This is a genomic window from Nonomuraea sp. NPDC050547 (assembly GCF_044457345.1).
Lineage (GTDB): Bacteria > Actinomycetota > Actinomycetes > Streptosporangiales > Streptosporangiaceae > Nonomuraea.
Genome location: NZ_JBITGW010000020.1, coordinates 18,069 through 37,318, shown reverse-complemented (window position 1 = coordinate 37,318; position 19,250 = coordinate 18,069). Strand labels below are relative to the sequence as shown.

At 71.6% G+C, this 19,250-nt stretch carries 13 protein-coding genes; 9 read left to right on the top strand and 4 right to left on the bottom strand.

Annotated features, from left to right (window positions below):
- Nucleotides 1–143: 143 nt before the first annotated feature.
- The 9 genes from ACIBHY_RS40945 (at nt 144) to ACIBHY_RS40905 (ending at nt 13,991) form a co-directional block, all read left to right on the top strand.
- Nucleotides 144–2,105 (top strand): arabinofuranosyltransferase, encoded by a 1,962-nt coding sequence (locus ACIBHY_RS40945; protein ID WP_397309558.1) that lies wholly within the window; start codon nt 144–146, stop codon nt 2,103–2,105.
- A gap of 16 nt (nt 2,106–2,121) precedes the next feature.
- Nucleotides 2,122–2,859 (top strand): glycosyltransferase family 2 protein, encoded by a 738-nt coding sequence (locus ACIBHY_RS40940; protein WP_397256584.1) that lies wholly within the window; start codon nt 2,122–2,124, stop codon nt 2,857–2,859.
- A complete protein-coding gene (locus ACIBHY_RS40935; protein WP_397093576.1) occupies nt 2,856–3,194 on the top strand; it encodes a DUF2304 domain-containing protein in 339 nt (112 codons plus the stop codon). Before ACIBHY_RS40940 ends, ACIBHY_RS40935 begins: the two co-directional genes overlap by 4 nt.
- 2 nt (nt 3,195–3,196) lie before the next feature.
- Nucleotides 3,197–3,622: a GtrA family protein gene (locus ACIBHY_RS40930; RefSeq protein ID WP_397256582.1), complete on the top strand. Its 426-nt coding sequence runs from the start codon at nt 3,197–3,199 to the stop codon at nt 3,620–3,622.
- Nucleotides 3,585–5,045: a hypothetical protein gene (locus ACIBHY_RS40925; RefSeq protein ID WP_397309557.1), complete on the top strand. Its 1,461-nt coding sequence runs from the start codon at nt 3,585–3,587 to the stop codon at nt 5,043–5,045. Before ACIBHY_RS40930 ends, ACIBHY_RS40925 begins: the two co-directional genes overlap by 38 nt.
- 100 nt (nt 5,046–5,145) lie before the next feature.
- A complete protein-coding gene (locus ACIBHY_RS40920) occupies nt 5,146–8,520 on the top strand; it encodes a CDP-glycerol glycerophosphotransferase family protein (RefSeq protein WP_397309556.1) in 3,375 nt (1,124 codons plus the stop codon).
- Nucleotides 8,521–8,559: 39 nt separating this feature from the next.
- A complete protein-coding gene (locus ACIBHY_RS40915; RefSeq protein ID WP_397309555.1) occupies nt 8,560–12,096 on the top strand; it encodes a CDP-glycerol glycerophosphotransferase family protein in 3,537 nt (1,178 codons plus the stop codon).
- Nucleotides 12,097–12,131: 35 nt separating this feature from the next.
- Nucleotides 12,132–12,926 carry a CDP-alcohol phosphatidyltransferase family protein gene (locus ACIBHY_RS40910; RefSeq protein ID WP_397256574.1) on the top strand — a complete coding sequence of 265 codons (795 nt, stop codon included), beginning with the start codon at nt 12,132–12,134 and terminating at the stop codon, nt 12,924–12,926.
- Between the two features lie 21 nt (nt 12,927–12,947).
- Nucleotides 12,948–13,991 (top strand): sulfotransferase family protein, encoded by a 1,044-nt coding sequence (locus ACIBHY_RS40905; protein ID WP_397256572.1) that lies wholly within the window; start codon nt 12,948–12,950, stop codon nt 13,989–13,991.
- A 40-nt stretch (nt 13,992–14,031) separates the two neighbouring features.
- Here ACIBHY_RS40905 and ACIBHY_RS40900 read toward each other — a convergent pair whose 3' ends face one another.
- The 4 genes from ACIBHY_RS40900 to ACIBHY_RS40885 all read right to left on the bottom strand — a co-directional run bounded on the left by ACIBHY_RS40900 (nt 14,032) and on the right by ACIBHY_RS40885 (nt 19,222).
- Complete coding sequence (locus ACIBHY_RS40900) at nt 14,032–14,652, bottom strand: Uma2 family endonuclease (protein ID WP_397256570.1); 621 nt, start codon at nt 14,650–14,652, stop codon at nt 14,032–14,034.
- A 32-nt stretch (nt 14,653–14,684) separates the two neighbouring features.
- Nucleotides 14,685–15,746 (bottom strand): glycosyltransferase, encoded by a 1,062-nt coding sequence (locus tag ACIBHY_RS40895; RefSeq protein WP_397309554.1) that lies wholly within the window; start codon nt 15,744–15,746, stop codon nt 14,685–14,687.
- Nucleotides 15,743–18,412, bottom strand: coding sequence for a CDP-glycerol glycerophosphotransferase family protein (locus ACIBHY_RS40890; protein WP_397309553.1), 2,670 nt, complete (start codon nt 18,410–18,412; stop codon nt 15,743–15,745). The genes ACIBHY_RS40895 and ACIBHY_RS40890 overlap by 4 nt, the downstream gene beginning before the upstream one ends.
- Nucleotides 18,413–18,514: 102 nt before the next feature.
- A complete protein-coding gene (locus ACIBHY_RS40885) occupies nt 18,515–19,222 on the bottom strand; it encodes an SRPBCC family protein (RefSeq protein ID WP_397309552.1) in 708 nt (235 codons plus the stop codon).
- Between the last annotated feature and the right edge of the window lie 28 nt (nt 19,223–19,250).

Genomic DNA, 19,250 nt, shown 5'->3' with positions numbered 1-19,250 from the left:
CCGGCAAGTGTGGCATATCCGCGATATCCACTTTTCGCATCGTGCGACGAAATCACCGCCGGGGGAATTGATTGCCCCACCATTGGTATGTCGGGAGGTCAATCCGCGGCGCACCGGCGCCGATCGGCGAGAGGGTCGAGGGCGTGCGCCTGCTCACTCCTCGCCTCTCGCCGGTCGCAACCGCCGCGGAGCCCGCGGTCCGGGCGGGGAGGGCGGCGCTGGTCGCCTTCGGCGTGTACACGGTGCTCCTGCCGCCGGCGCTCCTGGTGCCCGCTCTGGCCGGCGCCGACCCGTTCACGCTGCGCGGCACCCTGTTCCCGCTGGCCGTGGGCTTCATGCTGGCCGTACCCCTGCTCGCGGTGGCGCTGATGTGGCGGCGCCCGGCCGTCTACGACGTGGCCGCCGCCGCGTTCGCCGCGTGGACGGCGCTGGCCATGCGCGTGGCCCTGCACGGCACGCCGTTCGGCTTCGACGGGCTCTCCGGCGACATGGCCAGGATGGCCTCGATGGCCACCAGGTTCAGCGTGGTCGCGGCCAGCAGCGACGGCATCGTGGAGGGCGTCGCCGCCGAGTACCCGCCGCTCTACCCCTGGCTGATCGGCCGCGCCGCCGCGCTCACCGGCATCCCCGCCTGGCAACTGCTGGCGGAGGCGGAGATCGTCTGGACCTCCGCCGCCGTCGTCGCCGCCTACGCCCTGTGGCGACGCACCACCACCGCCCCGGTCGCGCTGGCGCTCGCCGTCTTCAGCCTGGTCGCGTTCTCCTACCCGTGGAAGGCCTACGAGGTCTTCGCACTCGCCGTCTTCATCCCCTGGGCGCTCGGCACGCTGGCCGCCCGCCCGGGCGGGCGGATGCACTGTCTCGGCTCGGGGCTGCTGCTCGGCCTCATCGTCCAGCTCTACCTGGGCTTCTTCCTGTACGGCATAGCCGGCCTGCTGGCCCTGGTCGTCTGCGCCTTCTGGCAGAGCGCCGACCGGTGGGGCCTGCTGTGGTACTTCACCAGGGTCGTGGCCATCGGACTGGCCGTCTCGGCCTGGTACGTGGCGCCGTACCTGGTCACGCTGGCCACGACCGGCGGCCAGAACGTCGCGGACCTGTACGCGACACCGGCCGTCGCCGCCTCCTCCTTCCCGTTCATGCAACCCTCCTTTCTGGGCGCGGTCGAGGCCGCCGGCCTGGTCGGCGCGGTCGTGCTGCGCAACCGGACCTGGTGGGGCCTGCCGATGGCGCTGCTCATCGCCGGCACGTACGCCTACCAGGGGGCCTACGCCGTCGGTTTCGTGTTCACCGGGCACACCGGGATGGCGCACCACTCCATGCACCTGCTGCACGGCCTGCTGCTCGCCTCCGGCGTGCTGTCGCTGACCTGGCTCGTGCCGAAGCTGCCGGTGAAGCCATGGGCGCAGGTGGCGCTGGCCGTCTGCGTCGTGTGGTCCGGCAGCCACCTGTGGCGCGCCTGGTCGCCGGTGCCGGTGGGTTCGGCCGCCGCCTCGCACGCCGAGGGCGTGCACGCCGCGAGGGCGCACGCCGAGCCGCTGCCCGACGGCAGGATGCCCGCCACCGGCGCGGCCGGGCAGGAGGAACTGCGTCAACTGGGCACGGCGCCGCCCTCGGCCTTCCCCGTCGCCGAGATCCGCCGCGCCGTCCGCGAGCACTACGGCCCGCACGTGCGCCCGCGCACGCTGGCCGTCGACGAGCGCCTCTACTCCTACCTGCCCTGGCCCGGCTACCTGCCCGTGGTCAGGACCGCCGCCCTCAGCGTCGTGCGCTGGGACGACAGGTACGCCGAGCTCCAGCGGCTGGCCGCCATCACCGACCCGGAGCGGTTCGCCGCGGCCACGCGGGCGAGCAGGTTCGGCGGGATCGACGTCTTCGTGCTGTGGGCGCGCAAGGCCGCCTGGACGTGGCGGCCCGTGCTGGCCGACGGCAGCACGGCGCAGTTCTCCCCGGTCCAGTTCTCACCCCGGCACTTCGCCGTCGTGCGCGACCTGCCCGGCGGGATCGTCGTCGCGATCAGGCTGCCCGATCGTCAAGTCTCGGCAAGGAGTGAACCAGGACCATGCCGAGGCGCAGCGTGTGCGGCCCTGGACGCCCATGCTTCCTGACAGGGAGGGGGAAGCGATGCGGGTACTGATCATCATTCCTGCGTACAACGAGGAACAGTCGATCCGGCTGGTCATCGACGAGCTGGAACGGGCCTGCGGCTACGCCGACATCCTGGTCGTGGACGACGGGTCGGCGGACTCCACCGCGGCGCTGGCCGAAGCGACCGGCGTGGCCGTGCTCCGCCTTCCCTACAACCTCGGCGTCGGCGGCGCCATGCGCGCGGGCTACCGCTACGCGCTGGACCGCGGGTACGACGTGGCCCTTCAAGTTGACGCCGACGGCCAGCACGACACGCGCTACATCGGCAAGCTGGTCGCCGCCGTGGAGTCGGCGGACATCGTGATCGGATCGCGCTTCGCGGGGGCGGGCACGTACACGAGCGCGAAGTTCGCCAGGCGCCTGGCGATGCGGTTGCTGGCCATGGTCGTCTCCGGTCTGGCCAGGACCAGGCTGACCGACGTGACCAGCGGCTTCAGGGCCGCCAACCGGAAGGCGATGGCGATCTTCGCCGTCCACTACCCGGTGGAGTACCTGGGCGACACCGTGGAGTCGCTGGTCATCGCGGTCCGCAGCGGCTGCGTGATCAGGCAGATCCCGGTCAAGATGCGGCCCCGCGAGTACGGCACGGCCAGCCAGTCGAGCCTTCGCGCGCTCGTCTACCTGGTCAGGGCCGGTGTGGCGCTGGGCCTGGCGCTGATCAGGCGCTGGGAACCGGTCTCCGCCGCCGAGGTTCCGGAGAGGGCCGGAGTATGAGCGTCTACATGCTGGGCCTGGTCGGCGCCGTCGTCACGGTCTCGATCGTCTTCGAGATGCTGCGCCGCAGGAAGCTGCGCGAGAAGTACGCCACGTTCTGGGTGCTGCTCGCCGGGGTGATCGTGGTGATCGCGTTGTTCCCCGAGGTGCTGGCCGGAGCCGCCGCGATGCTCGGCGTGCAGGTGCCGGCGAACCTGCTGTTCTTCCTCGGCAGCCTCGTGCTTCTGGGAGTGAACGTGCAGCTCAGCTCGGAGCTCGGCCGCCTGGAGGAGCGTACGCGGACGCTGGCCGAGGAGGTCGCCCTGTTGCGACTGTCCAGCCGCGAGCACCGCTGAGCATGACCACGCTCAGGAGCCTGCTGCGCTTCCTGCTGGTCGGCGGGCTGAGCTACACCGTCGACCTCGGCACCCTGTACCTGCTGCACAGCGTCCTGGCCGTCGGCCTGGCCCCGGCCACCCTCCTGGCGTTCCTGCTGGCGCTCGTCGTCAACTTCGCGCTCAACCGGTCGGTGTCCTTCGCCGCCGCGCCCGGCCGGATGCGCCGCCAGTTTCTGCGCTACTGCACGCTGTGCGCCGTCAACTACGGTCTCACCCTGGTCGGCGTGCTCGGGCTGGTCGAGCTCGGCACGCACTACCTGGTCGCGAAGACCGCCATGGTCGGCGTGGGCGTGGCCGTCAATTTCGTCCTCTGCCGCTACTGGGTCTTCCCCGCGGTGAGCCATCGGAGTGAGCGACCTGACTACCATCCAAGCGTCCCCGTCTGAGCGGACCGCGATCGCGGCGAAGCCGTCCAGGATCGACCGGCTGCCCGCCCTCGTCTTCACCGGCTGCCTGGCCGTCTACCTGCTGTGGTGGGCGGCCTTCTATCCCGGCCTGATGAGCTGGGACTCCATCACCTACGTGTGGCAGGTGACGACCGGCAACTGGCGCGCCGACCACTCGGTCCTCTACGACGCGCTGGTGTGGCTGTCGCTGGCCGCGACCGGCGACCTGGCCGCGCTCACCCTCGTCCAGGCCGCCGCCGCCGCGCTCACGCTGGCCGTGCTCGCGTGCGTGGTGCGCGACTTCGGCGTCCCGTGGGCGTGGTGCCTGGCCGCCGCACTCGCGGTGGCCGCGCTGCCCGCCACCGGCACGTTCGTGGTCACGGTGTGGAAGGACGTGCCGTTCGCGCTGGTCCTGGTGCTCATGACGGCGACGCTGGGCCGCCTGGCGCTGCGCCGCCGCTCGTGGCCGCTGATCGTCACGCTGGGCGTGGAAGTGCTGGTGCTGTGCCTGCTGCGCAACAACGGCTTCCTGTTCGCCGCCATCGCGCTCGCCCTCGCCGTCATCCTGCTTCCCGGGACGCGGGTACGGCTGGCCGGCGCCGCCGCCGTCCCCCTGGCGACCGTCTACCTGGTCACCGCCTACGCGTATCCCGCCATGAGCGTGGACCCGGTCCGCCCCTGGCTGAGCTACGCCACGGCCTACTCCGACATCGCCGTCACCTACGCCCGCCGTCCCGCCGCCTTCCAGGAACGCGACCTGGCGCTGATGGCGCGGATCGCGCCCCTGGAACACTGGAAGTCCAACGCCAACTGCCTCAACGCCGACACCACCCTCAGCGCCGGCTTCGACGTCGCCCGCGCCGACCGGCTCTACAAGAAGCTCGTCGGCCTGTGGGTGCGGCTGATCAAGCGCGCCCCCGACGCGGTCACCGCCGCCCGGCTCTGCCGCGGCTCGGTGGCCTGGGTGGCCTTCCCCGCCCAGCCGGGCGAGCGCGTGCTCGTCGGCATGCCCAACGTCCCCGAAGACCTGTACGGCTGGCGCGCCTCCGGCCAGACGATGGCGGCCAGCCCGTACCGGCCGATCCTGGCCACGCGCCCGCTCTCGCAGACGCTGCACGACGCCGCGGTCTTCGTCAGGGGCCTGTCGCTGACCGAGCAGTTCGAGTGGCTGCTGTGGCGCGGCGCGACCTGGTGCTACCTGGTCTACGCCGCGGCGGCCGCGCTGGCCTGGGCCGGACGGCGGCAGGCGGCGCTCGTGCTGGCGGTGGTCGTGGCGGGGCACCAGCTCGCGGTGACGGCGGCCATCCCGGCGCAGCTGTTCAGGTACATGGCCGCACCCATCATGATCGGGATCATGCTGCTTCCGATCCTGGTGGCGGTGCTGTCCAAGCGGCTGCGGAGGCCGGCCGGCGAAGGTCAATAGATCGCCTGGTTTTCCTCTGCTCCCCGCCAAGCGACCCGGTGATCGTGTCGCTTCTGGCCATGCTGACATGCGGTTTGCACGTCGATCGGGAGGAAGCTTCGTGACGCCTGTGCTCAGCGTCGTCGTACCGTTCCACAACGTCGAGCCCTACCTGGAGCACTGCCTGTCCTCGCTGGCGGCCCAGGAGTTCCCGGATCTTGAGGTGATCTGCGTCGACGACGGGTCGAGCGACCTCAGCCCGGTGATCGCCAAGGACTTCGCCGGCCGCGACCGCCGCTTCACGCTGATCCAGCAGCGGCACAGCGGCCCGGGACCGGCCCGCAACGCCGGCATCGCGCTGGCCTCCGGCCGCCTGCTGGCCTTCGCCGACGGCGACGACTACGTGCCGCCGGAGGCGTACGCCACGCTGATCGAGAGCCTGGAACGCACCGGCTCCGACCTGGCCTGCGGGAACGTCTGCTGCTTCGACTCGGTGAGCACGTGGCGCTCGCCGCTGCACGCCGACATGTTCGCCGCGACCGTCGAACGCACCCACGTCAGCCGCATGCCCGTGCTCATGACCGACAGGACCGTGTGGAACAAGGTCTACCGGCGCGCGTTCTGGGACGCCGCCGAGCTGGCCTTCCCCGCCGGCTACTACGAGGACACGCCGGTCGCGGTCCCCGCGCACGTGCTGGCCGACACGGTCGACGTCCTGAACACCGTGGTCTACCACTGGCGCCAGCGCGACTCCGGCACCCGCTCGATCACGCAGAGCCGGCGCGAGCGCGGGCACCTGGAGGACCGCGTCTCCACGATCGAGACCATGCGCGACTTCCTGCGCCGCGACCACACCGCGCTGCTGCCGCTCTATGACGAGCACGTGCTGCGGAGCGACCTCGTGCCGTTCCTGAAGGCGTTCGAGTTCACCGACGGCGGCCGCGACGACTACCGCGGCCGCTTCTTCGACCGGCTGGAGCCGCTGCTGGCCGCGATCCCGCGCGACGTCTCCATGTCCCTGCCGTGGCTGGAGCGGCTCGCCTACCACCTGGTGCGTACGCGCGAGGCGGACGAGCTGACCAGGCTGCTGACCGACCGCCGCACCGGCCGGGCGTTCGCCGTCCGGCGGCGCTGGCCCAACTTCTACGTCGACCATCCGCTGCGCGGGAAGAGCGGGGTGCCCGCGCGGCTGTTCCGCGTGCGGCCCGCCGAGGTGAACCTGCTCGCGCAGGCCGACCGGGTCAGCGAGGCGGGCGCGGGATTCCGGGTCGGCGGGCACGCCTACTTCGAGGGGCTCGACGCCACGGGCTCCAAGATCCGGATGTGGCTGCAGCCCGGTGAGGGCCGCCGCGTAGAGGTGCCGGTCCGCAGGGTGAGCAGGCCCGACGTCAGCGAGGCCCACGGCTGCGAGCCGGGCGTCTACGACGGCTCGGGCTTCGAGGCCGACCTCGACGTGACCGGCCTCTGGACGCCGGCGAGCTCGGCCACCACCTGGGAGGTCCTGGTGGAGGTGCGCAACGGCCGAGCGCACGCCGAACTGCCGCTGCCCCTGCCCGCCCGCGTGCTGCCCGCCCAGTCGCTCAACCGCTGGCTGTCGCGCTCGGCCAAGGTCGAGACGATCAGGAGCAAGGGTCACCTGGTGGTGCGGGCCAGGGCGGTGCGGGTCGTGGCCGAGTCCTGCGCGGACCTGCCCGGCGGGCTCGAACTGCGGGGCCGCGTCTTCACCGCGGTCCGTACGGGGGAGCTGACCGCGGCCGACACCACCACCCGGCTGCCGGTGGAGTTCCTGCGCGGCGAGGACAGGACCGCCTTCCACGTCCTCATCCCGCACGACGCCGGATTCTCCGGCGCGGTGTGGCTGGAGAGCGGCAAGGAACGCTTCAAGATCTTCGCCGCGGAGCACTGGGCCGACGGCTCCGGCGCCACCCCCGGCGGCGAGCGCTGGCTGAGCGCCACCCGGACCGGCGCCCTCACCGCGACGAGCAGGGAGCGGCGGCCCGCCGTACTGTCGGCCGAGTGGACCGACGCGCGCTCCCTCACCCTGCGCGGCCACTACCGGGGTACGGCCAGGCCCGCCGTCTTCCGGCTGGAGCGCACCGCCGGCGGCGGCGTCCACGAGCTGCCGGTGATGTGGGAGGACCAGAACTTCACCGTGGAGCTCGACCCGGCCGCCATGCCGGTCTTCGGGCAGAGCCTCCCGCTGGCCCCGGGAACCTGGCAGCTCACGGCGGCGACCGACGCCGGCCGGTCCGCGATCGGCCTCACCAACAGCGCGCTGCGCGAGGCGGGCGCCGAGGTCACCGTGGGCGCCCACGACCTGCGCCTGCAGTCGGACGCGGAGGACACGGCCGAGCTGCGGGTCCGCGCCCTCGCGGCCACGGGCAAGGCGGCGCTGCAGCGCGCCCTGGAGAAGGACTATCCGCGCCTGCGCGCCCTGCCCGCCCTCGACCTGGCCGTCTTCGAATCCTGGGAGGGCCGCCAGTACTCCGACAACCCCCGCGCGATCTTCGAGGAGCTGCGCCGCAGGGGCGACGCGCGGGAGTGCGTCTGGGTCACCGCGGACGGCCGGTTCGAGCCGCCCCCCGGCGTGCGCACGGTGCTCAGCGGCAGCGCCGCGCACGTCGACGCGCTGGCCAGGGCCGCGCTCATCGTCTCCAACGACTGCGCTCCCGAGTGGTTCGTCGCCCGCGAGGGCCAGAAATACGTCCAGACCTGGCACGGAACCCCGCTGAAGACGATCGGGCACGACGCCAGGCGGCACCCGTTCCCCGCCGCCATCGACTACGCCAGGCGTCTGGCCGACGACGTCGCCAGGTGGGACCTGCTGCTGTCGCCCAGCCCGTACTGCAGCGAGGTCTTCCGCCGGGCCTTCGGCTACCGGGGCGAGATCGCCGAGGTCGGCCAGCCCCGCAACGACCTGCTGCGCCGCCCGCCCGCCGAGGGCCTGCGCGAGCGGCTCGGCATCCCGCCGGGCAAGAAGATCGTCCTGTACGCGCCCACGTGGCGCGACGACGAGATCGGCCGGGGCGACCTGTACCGGATGAACCTCATGCTGGACCTCGCCGAGACGCGCGAAGGACTGGGCGAGGACCACGTGCTCCTGGTCCGCGCCCATTCCAGGGCCGCGGGCGCCATGCAGCCGCTCGGCGAGCCCGGCTTCGCGATCGACGTCAGCGCCTACCCGGAGATGGCCCACCTGCTGGGCCTGGCCGACGTGTTCGTGACCGACTACTCGGCCGCGCTGTTCGACTTCGCGGTGACCGGCAGGCCCATGGTCTTCTTCGCGCCCGACCTGGCCAACTACCGCGACCACGTACGCGGCCTCTACCTCGACTACGCCGCCGGGACGCCGGGCCCGGTGGCGGCCACCACGCGGGAACTCGTCGCGGCGGTCAGGGCGGCCGAGGTCGGCTACGACGCGGCCTTCCTGGAGAAGTACTGCCCCCTGGACGACGGCAACGCCGCGGCCAGGGCGGTGGACCGGATTCTCGGCTGAGACGCCAAATCTCGGCAACGGGAGCCCCGGCTGATCGCGATGCCGGCGCCACGCCCGGTACGTCCTCAGGATGCTGGACCCATGGGTTGCCCGAAGATCAGTATTGTCGTCCCCTTCTACAACGTGGAGCGATACCTCCGGCCCTGCCTGGAGTCGCTCGCCCGGCAGACGCTGACCGACATCGAGGTCGTCATGGTCGACGACGGCTCGCCCGACGGCAGCGCCGTCATCGCCAAGGAGTACGCCGCCCGCGACCCCCGCTTCCTCCTGATCCAGCAGGAGAACCAGGGGCTCGGGCCGGCGCGCAACACCGGGGCGCGCCGGGCGGGCGGTCAGTACCTCGCCTTCGCCGACAGCGACGACCTCCTGCCGCCCCAGGCCTACGACCTGCTGGTCGGCTCGCTGGAGAGCACCGGCTCCGACCTCGCCTCCGGCGACGTACGCACGTTCGGCACGACCGGCGTGCACCGCTCGTGGCTGCCACGCGGACTGTTCCACGCCGACCGACCCCGCACCCACGTACGCAGGGACAACCGCCTGCTGTGGGACCGCTCGGCGTGGAACAAGGTGTTCCGCCGCACCTTCTGGGACGCCCGCGGCTTCGCCTTCCCCCCGGGCCTGTACGAGGACGTGCCGGTCACCATGCGCGCCCACGTCGCGGCCGGGACCGCCGACGTGGTCAGGGACGTCGTCTACTACTACCGCCAGCGCGACGGGGCCGGCGCGCCGTCCATCACCCAGCGCGACGGCGACCTGGCCAACCTCCGCAGCCGCGTCGGCGGCCTGCACGAGGTGGCCGGCTTCTTCGCCGCCGAGGCGCCCGAGCTGAAGAACGCCTTCGACCGGACCGCTCTCATCGGCGACGTCCGGCGGGTGATCGAGGCGCTGCCCGCCGCCTCTCCCGAGGACCGCGGCACCTTGCTGGACCTCGCCACCGGATACCTGGACACGGTGGACGCGGCCGTCATCGCCGAGCTTGGCCCCACCCACCGGCTGAAGTTCTCGCTGGCCGCCGACGGTGACCTGGAAGCGCTGCTCAGGGCGCTGGAGGCCGAGCGCCGCGCCAAGGAGCCCGCCGGCATCGTGCGCCGGGGCCTGCTGCGCCGCCGTCTGCTCCACGACCTGCCCGAGACCGGCGCACGGCTGCCCGAGCCGCTCCTGCGCGCCGAGCGCGACCTGTCCCTGCGCGCCAAGGTCGACGCGGCCGCCTGGCACGGCGAGACCCTGCGCATCCGCGGCCACGCCTACATCGAGCGGCTGGAGATGGCCGAGCGCGACGGGCTGCGCGCGTGGCTGCAGGACACCCGCTCCGGCACCCGCGTCACGCTCAAGCTCACGCGCGAGCGGCGGCCCGACGTCACCGCCGCCTCCGGGCAGTCGCACGTCTGTCTCGACTGGGCGGGCTTCACGGCCGCGGTGCCCGCAGGCGTACTGAAGACGGGGGAGCGCTGGGCTCCCGGCACGTGGGAACTGCGCGTGGCCGTCACCGCCGGGGGACAGGCCAGGGAGGGCCTCGCCGGTCTGTCGCCCGACGTCGCCGAGCGCCGCCCGGCCGCCCGCGCGGTGGGCGAGCGCTGCTGGGTACGCCCGCTGTTCACCGAGGCGGGACGCTTCCAGATCCGGGTCCGCAAGCCGAAAGCGGTCGTCACCGCCTGCCGTCCGGTCGAGGACGGGCTGCTCGTCGAAGGCTGGATCAGGCGCCTGGCCAGCGCCGAGCCGCCGGTCCTCGTGGCCACCAGGCGGCGCGACGGGGCCGAGGTGCGCCGCCCGGCCGCCTTCACCCCCGAGGACGAGCGCCACCAGGCCTTCACCGTGACGATCCCCGCCGCCGAGCTCGCAGACCCGCCGAGGAGCCCGCTCGCCGACCCCATGTTGTGGGAGGGCGAGGACAGCCGCTGGAGCCTGTCCTTCGAGGCGGGCGAGGAACAACTCCCGCTCGCCGCCGACGACCTGCCGCCCGTCCGCGTGCGCGCCGGCGAGCAGGAAGCGGTCCTCACCCAGACCGGGTACGGCTCCGCCGACCTCGTCCTGCGCCCCCACCGCCCCGTCCTGGCCGAAGCCCACTGGACGGCCGCCGGCGAACTGGTCGTCACCGGACACCACTTCGGCGGCCCCGCCGGACTGCGGGCCGGCCGGCGGATCGAGGGCGACGCCCACCCGTTCGAGGTCACCTGGGACGACGACCGCTTCCGCGCCGTGCTGAACCCGGCCGGGATGCTGCCCGGCGCCTGGGAACTCCTCGACGACCGCGGCGGCCCGGTCGTCACGGACGGGGCGGCGCCCCTGCCCGCCGCCCGGGTGCACGACGACCTGGAGTTCGCGCCGCGCTCGTCCGCAACCGGCGCGCTCCTGCTCAACGTCAGGCAGGCGCTGGCCGACGACGAACGCGGCCGGTACGCCCGCCGCCTGCTGGAGCAGGAGGTCTACCCGGCGCTGCGCCGCGAGCCGGTGCGCGAGTGCGTCGTGTTCGACAGCTGGGAGGGCAAGCAGTGCTCCGACAGCCCGCGGGCCATCTTCGAGGCGCTGGCCGGCAGCGGTCTCGACCTCGTCTGGGTGCGCAGGGAGGGACGCTTCGCCGTACCGGTGGGGGCGCGGTCCGTGGTGCGTGGCAGCAGGGAGCACGTCGAGGCGCTGGCCACGGCCCGCTACATCGTGGCCAACAGCACGCTGCCCGCCTGGTTCCGCAAGCGGCCGGGTCAGGTCTACGCGCAGACCTGGCACGGTACGCCGCTGAAGCGCATCGGGTTCGACATGGACGCCGTGCTCAGCGCGGAGGGCGCCGCCTACCTGGAGCGCTTCGCCGCCGACGTGCGCCAGTGGGACCTGCTGGTCTCGCCCAACGCCTTCAGCACGCCCATCATGCGCAGGGCCTTCCGCTTCGAGGGCGAGGTCGTCGAGTGCGGCTACCCGCGCAACGACGCGCTGCTCGCGCCCGGCGCCGACGAGCGCGGCAGAGCGGTGCGCAGGGCGCTGGGCGTGCCCGACGGCAAGCGGGCCGTGCTCTACGCGCCGACCTGGCGCGACGACGAGCACGCGCACGGCCGCTACCGCTTCGACCTGCGCATCGACCTCGACCGGGCCAGGGCGGAGCTGGGCGGGGACACGGTGCTGCTGGTGCGCGGGCACAGCAACGTCACCGCCGGGATCCCGGCCGGCGACGGGTTCGTGGTGGACGTGACCCGCCACCCCGACGTCGCCGAGCTCTACCTGGCCGCCGACGCGCTGGTCACCGACTACTCCTCGGTGATGTTCGACTTCGCGGTCACCGGCAAGCCCATGGTCTTCTTCACCTACGACCTGGAGCGCTACCGGGACGAGCTGCGCGGGTTCTACTTCGACCTGGAGGCGGGGGCGCCGGGGCCGCTGGTGCGCGACTCCGAGGCGCTGATCGGGGCGCTGGCCGACCTCGACGCCGTCGCGGCCGGGTACGCGGCGGCGTACCGGGGGTTCCGTGAGCGGTTCTGCGAGCTCGACGACGGCGGCGCGACGGCGCGCGTGGTGAGCCGGATCTTCGGCCGAGTCTTCCGGGATGGTCAAGAAGCGGCATGGACATCTTCCAGTAGTTCCAGAGAGTAATCGGTTCCCGACCCTGAGTGGCCATGCTGGAATCCATGAGGACCTATTCGCTCGATGACGTCTACGCGACACGCAAGCGGAGAGACTCCTGGTGGACCGTGTACTTCGTGGACCCGGTCGCCTGCCGGGTCGCGCTGACCGTCGCCAACCGCACGAGCGTCACACCCAACGCGCTCACGGTCTTCTCGCTGGTCCTCGGCCTGGTGTCGGCGGCCTGCTTCGCGGTTGACGAACTGGCCGCGGGGGCGGTCGTGTTCTACCTCAGCTTCATGATCGACTGCGTCGACGGGAAGATCGCCCGGCTGAAGGGCACGGGGACGCCCTTCGGCCTGTGGCTCGACTACGTGGGGGACCGGGTCCGGGTGGTGTTCTGCGCCACCGGGCTGGCCATCGGGCAGTACATGCTCACGCACAACGTCGAGTTCATCGTGCTGGGGGCGGCGGTGGCCGTCCTGGATCTGTTCAGGTACGTGAACGCGCCGCAGATGAAGCGAGTCCGTGAGGCGATCAGGGAGGGCATGCCGCCCAAGCCCACGGTGTCCGAGGAGGTTGTCGTCCGGCCCGCGCGCCACCCGTCGTTCATGCGCAGGCTCAACAAGTACCTGGCGCGCAGGCGGGTGCGCTCCCATCTCATCAGCGGAATCGAGTTCCACGCCGCCGTGTTCGTGGTCGCGCCCCTCATCGGAGCGGCGGCGCTCATCCCGGTCTCGGCAGCCGCCAGCGTGCTGCTGCTGGTCAACGAGATCTTCCTGGTGTATCGCATGTGGCTCTTCGCGCGGCGCTTCGCCGTCGTGTCCTCCCAGGAGAGCCGAGAGCACGTTCTCGTCTAAGTTTTCGGGGGTATCGAAGCTATGTCGGATCGGCCGATATTCGTCATCGGGTGTCCACGTTCAGGGACCACGATGCTGCAGCTCATGCTGCATTCGCACCCGCGGATCGCGGTGCCGCCGGAGACCCGCTTCCTGGTGCCGGCCTACTACCGGCGCCGCGTTTTCGGGGACCTGCGGGTCGCCTCGGCGCGGCAGGCGCTGGCGCAGTGGATCGCGACCGACAAGAACACCAAGTTCCGCGAGCTGAAGATCGACAAGGACGACTACGTCCAGGAGTCCGCCGACGGGCCCGGCTCACTCGGCTCGGTCATCGGCACCGCCTTCCGCATGTACGCCGACCGGTTCGGCAAGGCCCGCTGGGGCGACAAGCGGCCCAGCTACGTCAAGCAGGTCGACCTGCTCCTGCGTCTGTTCCCCGACGCCCAGTTCGTCCACCTCATCAGGGACGGCCGCGACTGCGTGTCGTCGCTGAAGGAGATGCCCTGGTACACGCTGGACTCCTTCCACGCCGTCTCCACCTGGGCCGAGGCCATGGACGCCGGGGCGAAGCTGCGCAAGTCGATGCCCGAGGACAGCTACTACGAGCTGCGCTACGAGGACCTCACCGAGGACCCGGCCACCGAGATGAAGAAGCTCTGCCACTTCCTGGAGGAGGACTTCGACCAGGCGATGCTCTCGCCGCGCGAGGCCGCCCAGGTGGCGGTCCCCGTCCACAAGGTGTGGCACAGCAACACGCACGGCGAGGTCACCAAGTCCCGCGTCGGCAGCTGGTCCACCCGCCTGGAGGACTGGGAGATCGCGCTGTGCGAGCAGGTGCTCGGCGAGCGCCTGGAGTCCATGGGTTACGAGCTCAGCGGCACCGAGAAGGCGGCGAAGGAGCACGTGCTGGCCTTCCAGAAGACCATGCAGAAGCGCAGGGCCTCACGCATGCGCAAGGGCATGCGCGACCGCATCAACCGCCTGCGCGAGCCCAGCCCGGTCGCCGCCCTGCTCACCTCGGGCCAGCGCGCCCTGGCCGGCATCCCGCAGCAGCGCGCGGAGGCCCCGCTGACCGAACGCGTCTGACCTTCTCCCCGGTACGGCGGAGCCGCTCCGCCGTACCGGGTCAGGCGATGGGCGCGATGTCGAGTTGCAACCAGTCGATGTCGAGAACGAACGGCGTCGTCATGCTCAGCGCCAGCGCGTCCACGTCGCGGTGCGTGGTCTTGCTCTTGGAGTACGGGCCGCCGCCGATCAGAATGTGGTGCTCTATGGAGACGGCACCCTGATCATCGAACTGGACGATCAGGTAGTGCGGAATACCCGCCTTGGCATACTCGCCCGCCTTGTGGATCCGGTCACGAGCTTGAGAGTGGGGCGAGAGCACCTCGACAGCGATGATGACGTCTTCCGCCCGGAGCCACTCGCCGGGTTCCAGACATGTATGCACCACCACGTCAGGCTTTCTGAGGCGGAGCGGGACATCCCACAGGATGACCTCGATCTCCGTGTTCACATCCACGCATGGCGCTTTCTCCGACCGTGACAACGAGCGGCGGTGCTTCTCGATGCCGTTCTCCAGGGCCTCGGCCAGTCGGCGTCCCGTCTTCTGGTGCCCGCGGCTTCGCTGCTCGCGCGTCGCGGCGACGCCGTCGACAACCTCGATGTCCCGGCGAGTCTCCTCATCCAGGGCCAAGTACGCGTCGAGGGTGTCCAGTTGTGCGGCGTGGCTTGGTCCAACATGCATCGGCAACTCCCGCTCGTGAACCTGGCGAAAGCCTAGCGCGCGATGTGGGTGAAGAGGGTTTCCCAGCCGTCCAGAATGTGGTCGAGGCGGAAGGCGGCGGCTCTGGCGCGGGCGGCGGCGCCCAGGCGGCGGCGCTCGTCAGGCGAGGACATGAGGTCGGACAGCGCGGCGGCGAATTTCCGCACGTCACCCGCCGGGACCAGCTCCGGGCCGGTCGACCGGACGCCGCCCGACACGTCGAAGGCCACCGACGGGACTCCGTGCGCGGCCGCCTCCAGCAGGACGACGGGCAGGCCCTCGTGCTCGCTGGTCAGGGCCAGGACGGCGGCGTTCATGTACTCGGCGGGCATCTGCGCGGCCGGCACCCTGCCGCGGAAGACGACGCGTTCGGCGACGCCCTCGCGTTCGGCGTGGGCGCGCAGGCGCGACTCCTCGGCGCCGTCGCCCAGCAGGTGGAGTTCCCACTCAGGTTCGCCGGTCCGGGCGAACGCGCTGATCAGGCGGTCGAAGCGCTTGACGCCCTCCAGCCGGCCCACGCCCAGGACCCTGGGGTTGGTCAGCGGAGAGGTCCGCGCCGGCCAGGCGGCCAGCGGGTTGGGCAGCGACCAGGTGTTCGGCAGCAGCGCGTGCTCGGAGAACAGCCAGGCGTCGTCCTCGCTCAGGAAGACGGCCTGGTCGAGATCGGGGTAGTGCCTGCGGATGGAGCCCAGGTGCCAGGAGCCGCGGGCGTGCTCGTACGAGCCGTGGTACTGCCCGATCGGGCGCAGGCGGCGGGGCAGCATCGGGACCAGGCGGGTGACCACGCCGGGCGAGGTCAGCACGGCGAAGCCGGGCGTCATCGACTCGAAGACGGCGCGCAGCCGGCGGTCGGCGGCGCGGCGGGCCAGGCGGCCCTCTGGCCCCATGGGGCCGCGGCCGACGACATGCTTGCGGTAGCGCGGCTCGGCCACGTAGCGGAAGGGCGTGGTGGACCGATGCAGGCCGATGACGTGCACGTCGTGGCCGCGTACGGCCAGGCCCTGCGCGAGCGTGTGGGTGACCTGCTGGATGCCGCCCAACGTGTCGGCGTCCATGCACGCGAAGACGATGCTCACCGCGTCCCCCAGACCACGGACCGGTCGGTGACGGGCTGCTCGAGCGGCACCGCGAAGAAGTCCTGGACGACCCGGGCCGAGGCGTTGCCGCGCTCGTCGGCGCACCACAGCTCGCGGAAGGCCGCGTACTTCTCCGAGAACGACGTGTGTACGGCGGGCAGCGCCCGAAGGCAGGTGATGACGTCCTGGGTGCTGGTCAGGCAGGGCCCGGGGGCGATCGACGGCAGGTCGTGGTAGACGCCGCGCTCGGCCAGGCGGTATTGGTCCCAGTCGTCGATGTAGAACAGCATCGGCCGGCCGGTCACCGCGTAGTCGCACATGACGGAGGAGTAGTCGGTCAGCAGCGCGTCGGAGGCCAGCATCAGGTCGTTGATCTCCGGGTAGGCGCCGGCCGGGCGGACGAAGTGGCGTACGTGCTGGGGGACGTGGTATCGCTCCACCGGGTGGGTGCGCAGGATCATCACCCAGTCGTCGGCCATCTCTTCCGCCATCGCCTCCAGGTCGACGCGGACGGACCTGCCGCTGCTCTTGGCGGTGTCGCGGTAGGTCGGGGCGTAGAGCAGGATCTTCTTGTCGGGGGGTAGTTCGAGCTCCTCCCAGACCCGGGGCACCGGTTCGCCGCGGACCAGGGCGTCGCAGCGGGGCGTGCCGTACCGGAAGAGCGGGCCGGTGTAGCCGTTGGACGGGACGAAGACCCGCGTGAACTCGGCGCTCGGCGCGATCAGCGCGTCCCAGCGGGCGACGGCGGCCCGCCACTGGTCGCGCGGGCCGGCGAAGTCGGCGCGCAGGTCGGGCGCGTCGAAGCCGATCGACTTGATGCCCTGGCCGTGCCAGGTCTGCAGGTAGCGGGTGCCGCGCGGCTTGGGGTAGTCGAGGGGGAAGCCGTGACTGTCCACCCAGATGCCCGCGCGGGCCATGATCCAGATGTAGCGCCAGCTCATCCGGCGGACCAGACCGGCGTCCTCGGGGAAGTTCTTCCTGCCGCGGGCCACCGACCAGATCACCCCGATCGGCAGCTCCCGGCGGCGCAGCTCCTCGTAGATGGCGCGGGGGGAGCCGGTGTAGCCCTTGCCGCAGTCGGACTCGAAGAGCGCCAGGTCCTTACGCCGCGGCACGACTTTGATCAGCGCCTTGTAGACGCGCAGCTTCATGGCCGGGGTGCTCACCCGGGAGAGGACCTCGCGTTTGATCTTGCCGGCCAGCCTGCGCCGGACGGACGGGGCGGTGACGCGGAGGAAGGCGGACGAGCCCGCGGCCTGGACGGTGTAGCCGTTGAGCGGGATCGGCTCCAGGTTCGGGTCGACCAGCAGCCGGTCGGTGGTGGTGTGTCCGTCGCGCTCGCGGGTGAAGCCGATGCGCGGGTCGCCCTTGCCCTCGGGGGTGAAGACGATCTCGCTGACGTAGCCGTCGCCGCTGGGATGCGGGTGGATGGGGAAGCGGTGCCCGCCGTAGGTCAGGAAGGCGCTCCATTCGGTGGGCAGCGCGCCGAAAGGGTCGTAGGTGTGGACGGTCATCGCGACCCTGCCGGCGTCCGCGGCGATCTCGGTGACCTCGTGGCGCAGCCGCGCGGCGCTGAAGGGCAGTTCGGCCAGGCGCAGGCGGGTGATGTCCATGCCGGGGGTGAGCGTGGTGCCCCAGTAGGTGCGGCCCTCGTGCCGAATCGCGGCGCGCGGCGGCGCGGCGGCGCCGGTGAGCGAGCGGACCGCGACCCGCAGGTCGTCGATGCGGTCGTCGAGTATCAGGTGGCAGCAGACCCTGGCCATCGGCTCGATCCGGTCGATGACCTCGTGCGGGATCGTCGCCAGGTAGGGGCGGACGACCGCGGCGAACTCCTTGACCCACACCAGGTCGCGGGCGGGCAGCGGGTTGAGGTAGACGCGAAGGTCCTGGCGCAGGAAGCGGTGCTGGCGTTCGGGGAGCAGGTCCTCGCGCCCGTGGTCGCGCAGGATCTTGTCGCTGCGCTGGGCGGCGATCATGCGGTGCCGTACGTTGTCCATCTCCTTGATGCTCAGGGAGATGGAGGTGTGTTCCGCCGCGCGGTGCCAGTGGTAGATCACCCAGGGGACGACCGCGAAGCGCCGGGAGGTCGCGTAGAGCTCGGTGGCGAAGACGTGGTCCTCGTAGTGGATGTCCTCGGGGAAGCGCAGCGCGTTGCGGCGCAGGAACGTGAGGTCGTAGAGCTTGTTGGTGCTGAAGGAGTCGAGGAAAAGCTCGGGGTCCTCGGCGATGCCGTTCACGATGCGGCGGCGGGCGAACAGGCGCGGGTAGTAGCGTTCCAGCCGCCCGCTGGGCTCGTAGTAGCGGGAGATCTGGCCGGAGACGAAGTCGGCGCCGGTGCGTTCGATCTCGGTCAGCAGGCTTTTGCAGGCGTGCCTGGGCAGCTCGTCGTCGCTGTCCAGGAACATGATGTACGGGGCGGACGCGGCGTCGATGCCGTCGTTGCGCGGGGCCCCGCAGCCGCCGCTGTTGAGCTCGCGCCGCAGGTAGCGCACCCGGGGGTCGGCGCGTTCGAAGGCGCCCATGACGCGCGCGGTCCCGTCGGTGCTGGCGTCGTCGACGACGATCACCTCGATGTCGCGCAGCGTCTGCCTGAGCACGGAGCGCACGGCCCTGGGCACCCGCTCGGCATCGTTGAAGGTGATGATGACAACGGTGCAGTCCGGCATGCCCATCTCCCCCGAGAAGTCGAACGCTCGGGTTCAGGCATTCCCCCTCTTCGGGTGATGTGTCCGGACTTGATGGTGTTTTTACCGCTGATCTCGCCTTAACTACCGCAAAAAACGCCTGATCAGCCAGATGATCAGCGCCACCAGCGCGACCCCGCCCACGAGCGGCGCGACCCGCTTCAGCAGCGGCGCTCCCGCGACCTCCAGAAGGTCCAGAGCCTCCTCGTCGGCCGTGCGCGAGGTGCGCAGCGTCCCGCTCGGGTGCGCGTCCGCGACCCCCGCCGGGTCGGGGACCGCGCTCAGGTGCCGCTCCTCGTCATCGCTCACGGCACTCCCCGGTACGGCTGCCGCCTCCACCCCCGGCTCGGCCAGCAGCTCCGCCAGGTTGGCCGCGAACCGGTCGATCAGCTTCGCCCCGACCTCGGCCATCACGCCCTTGCCGAACTGCGCCGGCCGCCCCGTCACGTTGAACGTCGTCTCCACGCTCACCGCGGTCGACGTGCCGGCCGGGGTCAGCTTGGCGACGACCGTGGCGGAGGCGGTGCCCGAGCCCCTGGCCTCCTTGCCCGACGCCTTGAGCGCGAGCGTGTGGGCGTCCTTGTCGACGTCCTCGAAGCGGGCCGTGCCCCGGTAGGTCACGGTGATCGGGCCGACCTTCACCTTCATCCTGCCGGTGAACTCGTCGCTCTCGACGAGGTCGAGCGCCGCGCCGGGCAGGCAGGGGGCCACCCGTTCGACGTCGAGAAGCACCGCCCACGCCTGCTCCACCGGGACCGGAACCGTGAACTCGTGCTCGAACCGCATCGCCATCGACGCCTCCTGTTTGCGACATTACGCC

Bases quoted from the DNA above. Each gene is read 5' to 3' on its own strand.
- ACIBHY_RS40890 (WP_397309553.1), bottom strand. From the start codon at position 18,412: ATGCCGGACTGCACCGTTGTCATCATCACCTTCAACGATGCCGAGCGG.
- ACIBHY_RS40905 (WP_397256572.1), top strand. From the start codon at position 12,948: ATGTCGGATCGGCCGATATTCGTCATCGGGTGTCCACGTTCAGGGACC.
- ACIBHY_RS40935 (WP_397093576.1), top strand. From the start codon at position 2,856: ATGAGCGTCTACATGCTGGGCCTGGTCGGCGCCGTCGTCACGGTCTCG.
- ACIBHY_RS40900 (WP_397256570.1), bottom strand. From the start codon at position 14,652: ATGCATGTTGGACCAAGCCACGCCGCACAACTGGACACCCTCGACGCG.
- ACIBHY_RS40930 (WP_397256582.1), top strand. From the start codon at position 3,197: ATGACCACGCTCAGGAGCCTGCTGCGCTTCCTGCTGGTCGGCGGGCTG.
- ACIBHY_RS40910 (WP_397256574.1), top strand. From the start codon at position 12,132: ATGAGGACCTATTCGCTCGATGACGTCTACGCGACACGCAAGCGGAGA.
- ACIBHY_RS40885 (WP_397309552.1), bottom strand. From the start codon at position 19,222: ATGGCGATGCGGTTCGAGCACGAGTTCACGGTTCCGGTCCCGGTGGAG.
- ACIBHY_RS40940 (WP_397256584.1), top strand. From the start codon at position 2,122: ATGCGGGTACTGATCATCATTCCTGCGTACAACGAGGAACAGTCGATC.
- ACIBHY_RS40915 (WP_397309555.1), top strand. From the start codon at position 8,560: ATGCCGGCGCCACGCCCGGTACGTCCTCAGGATGCTGGACCCATGGGT.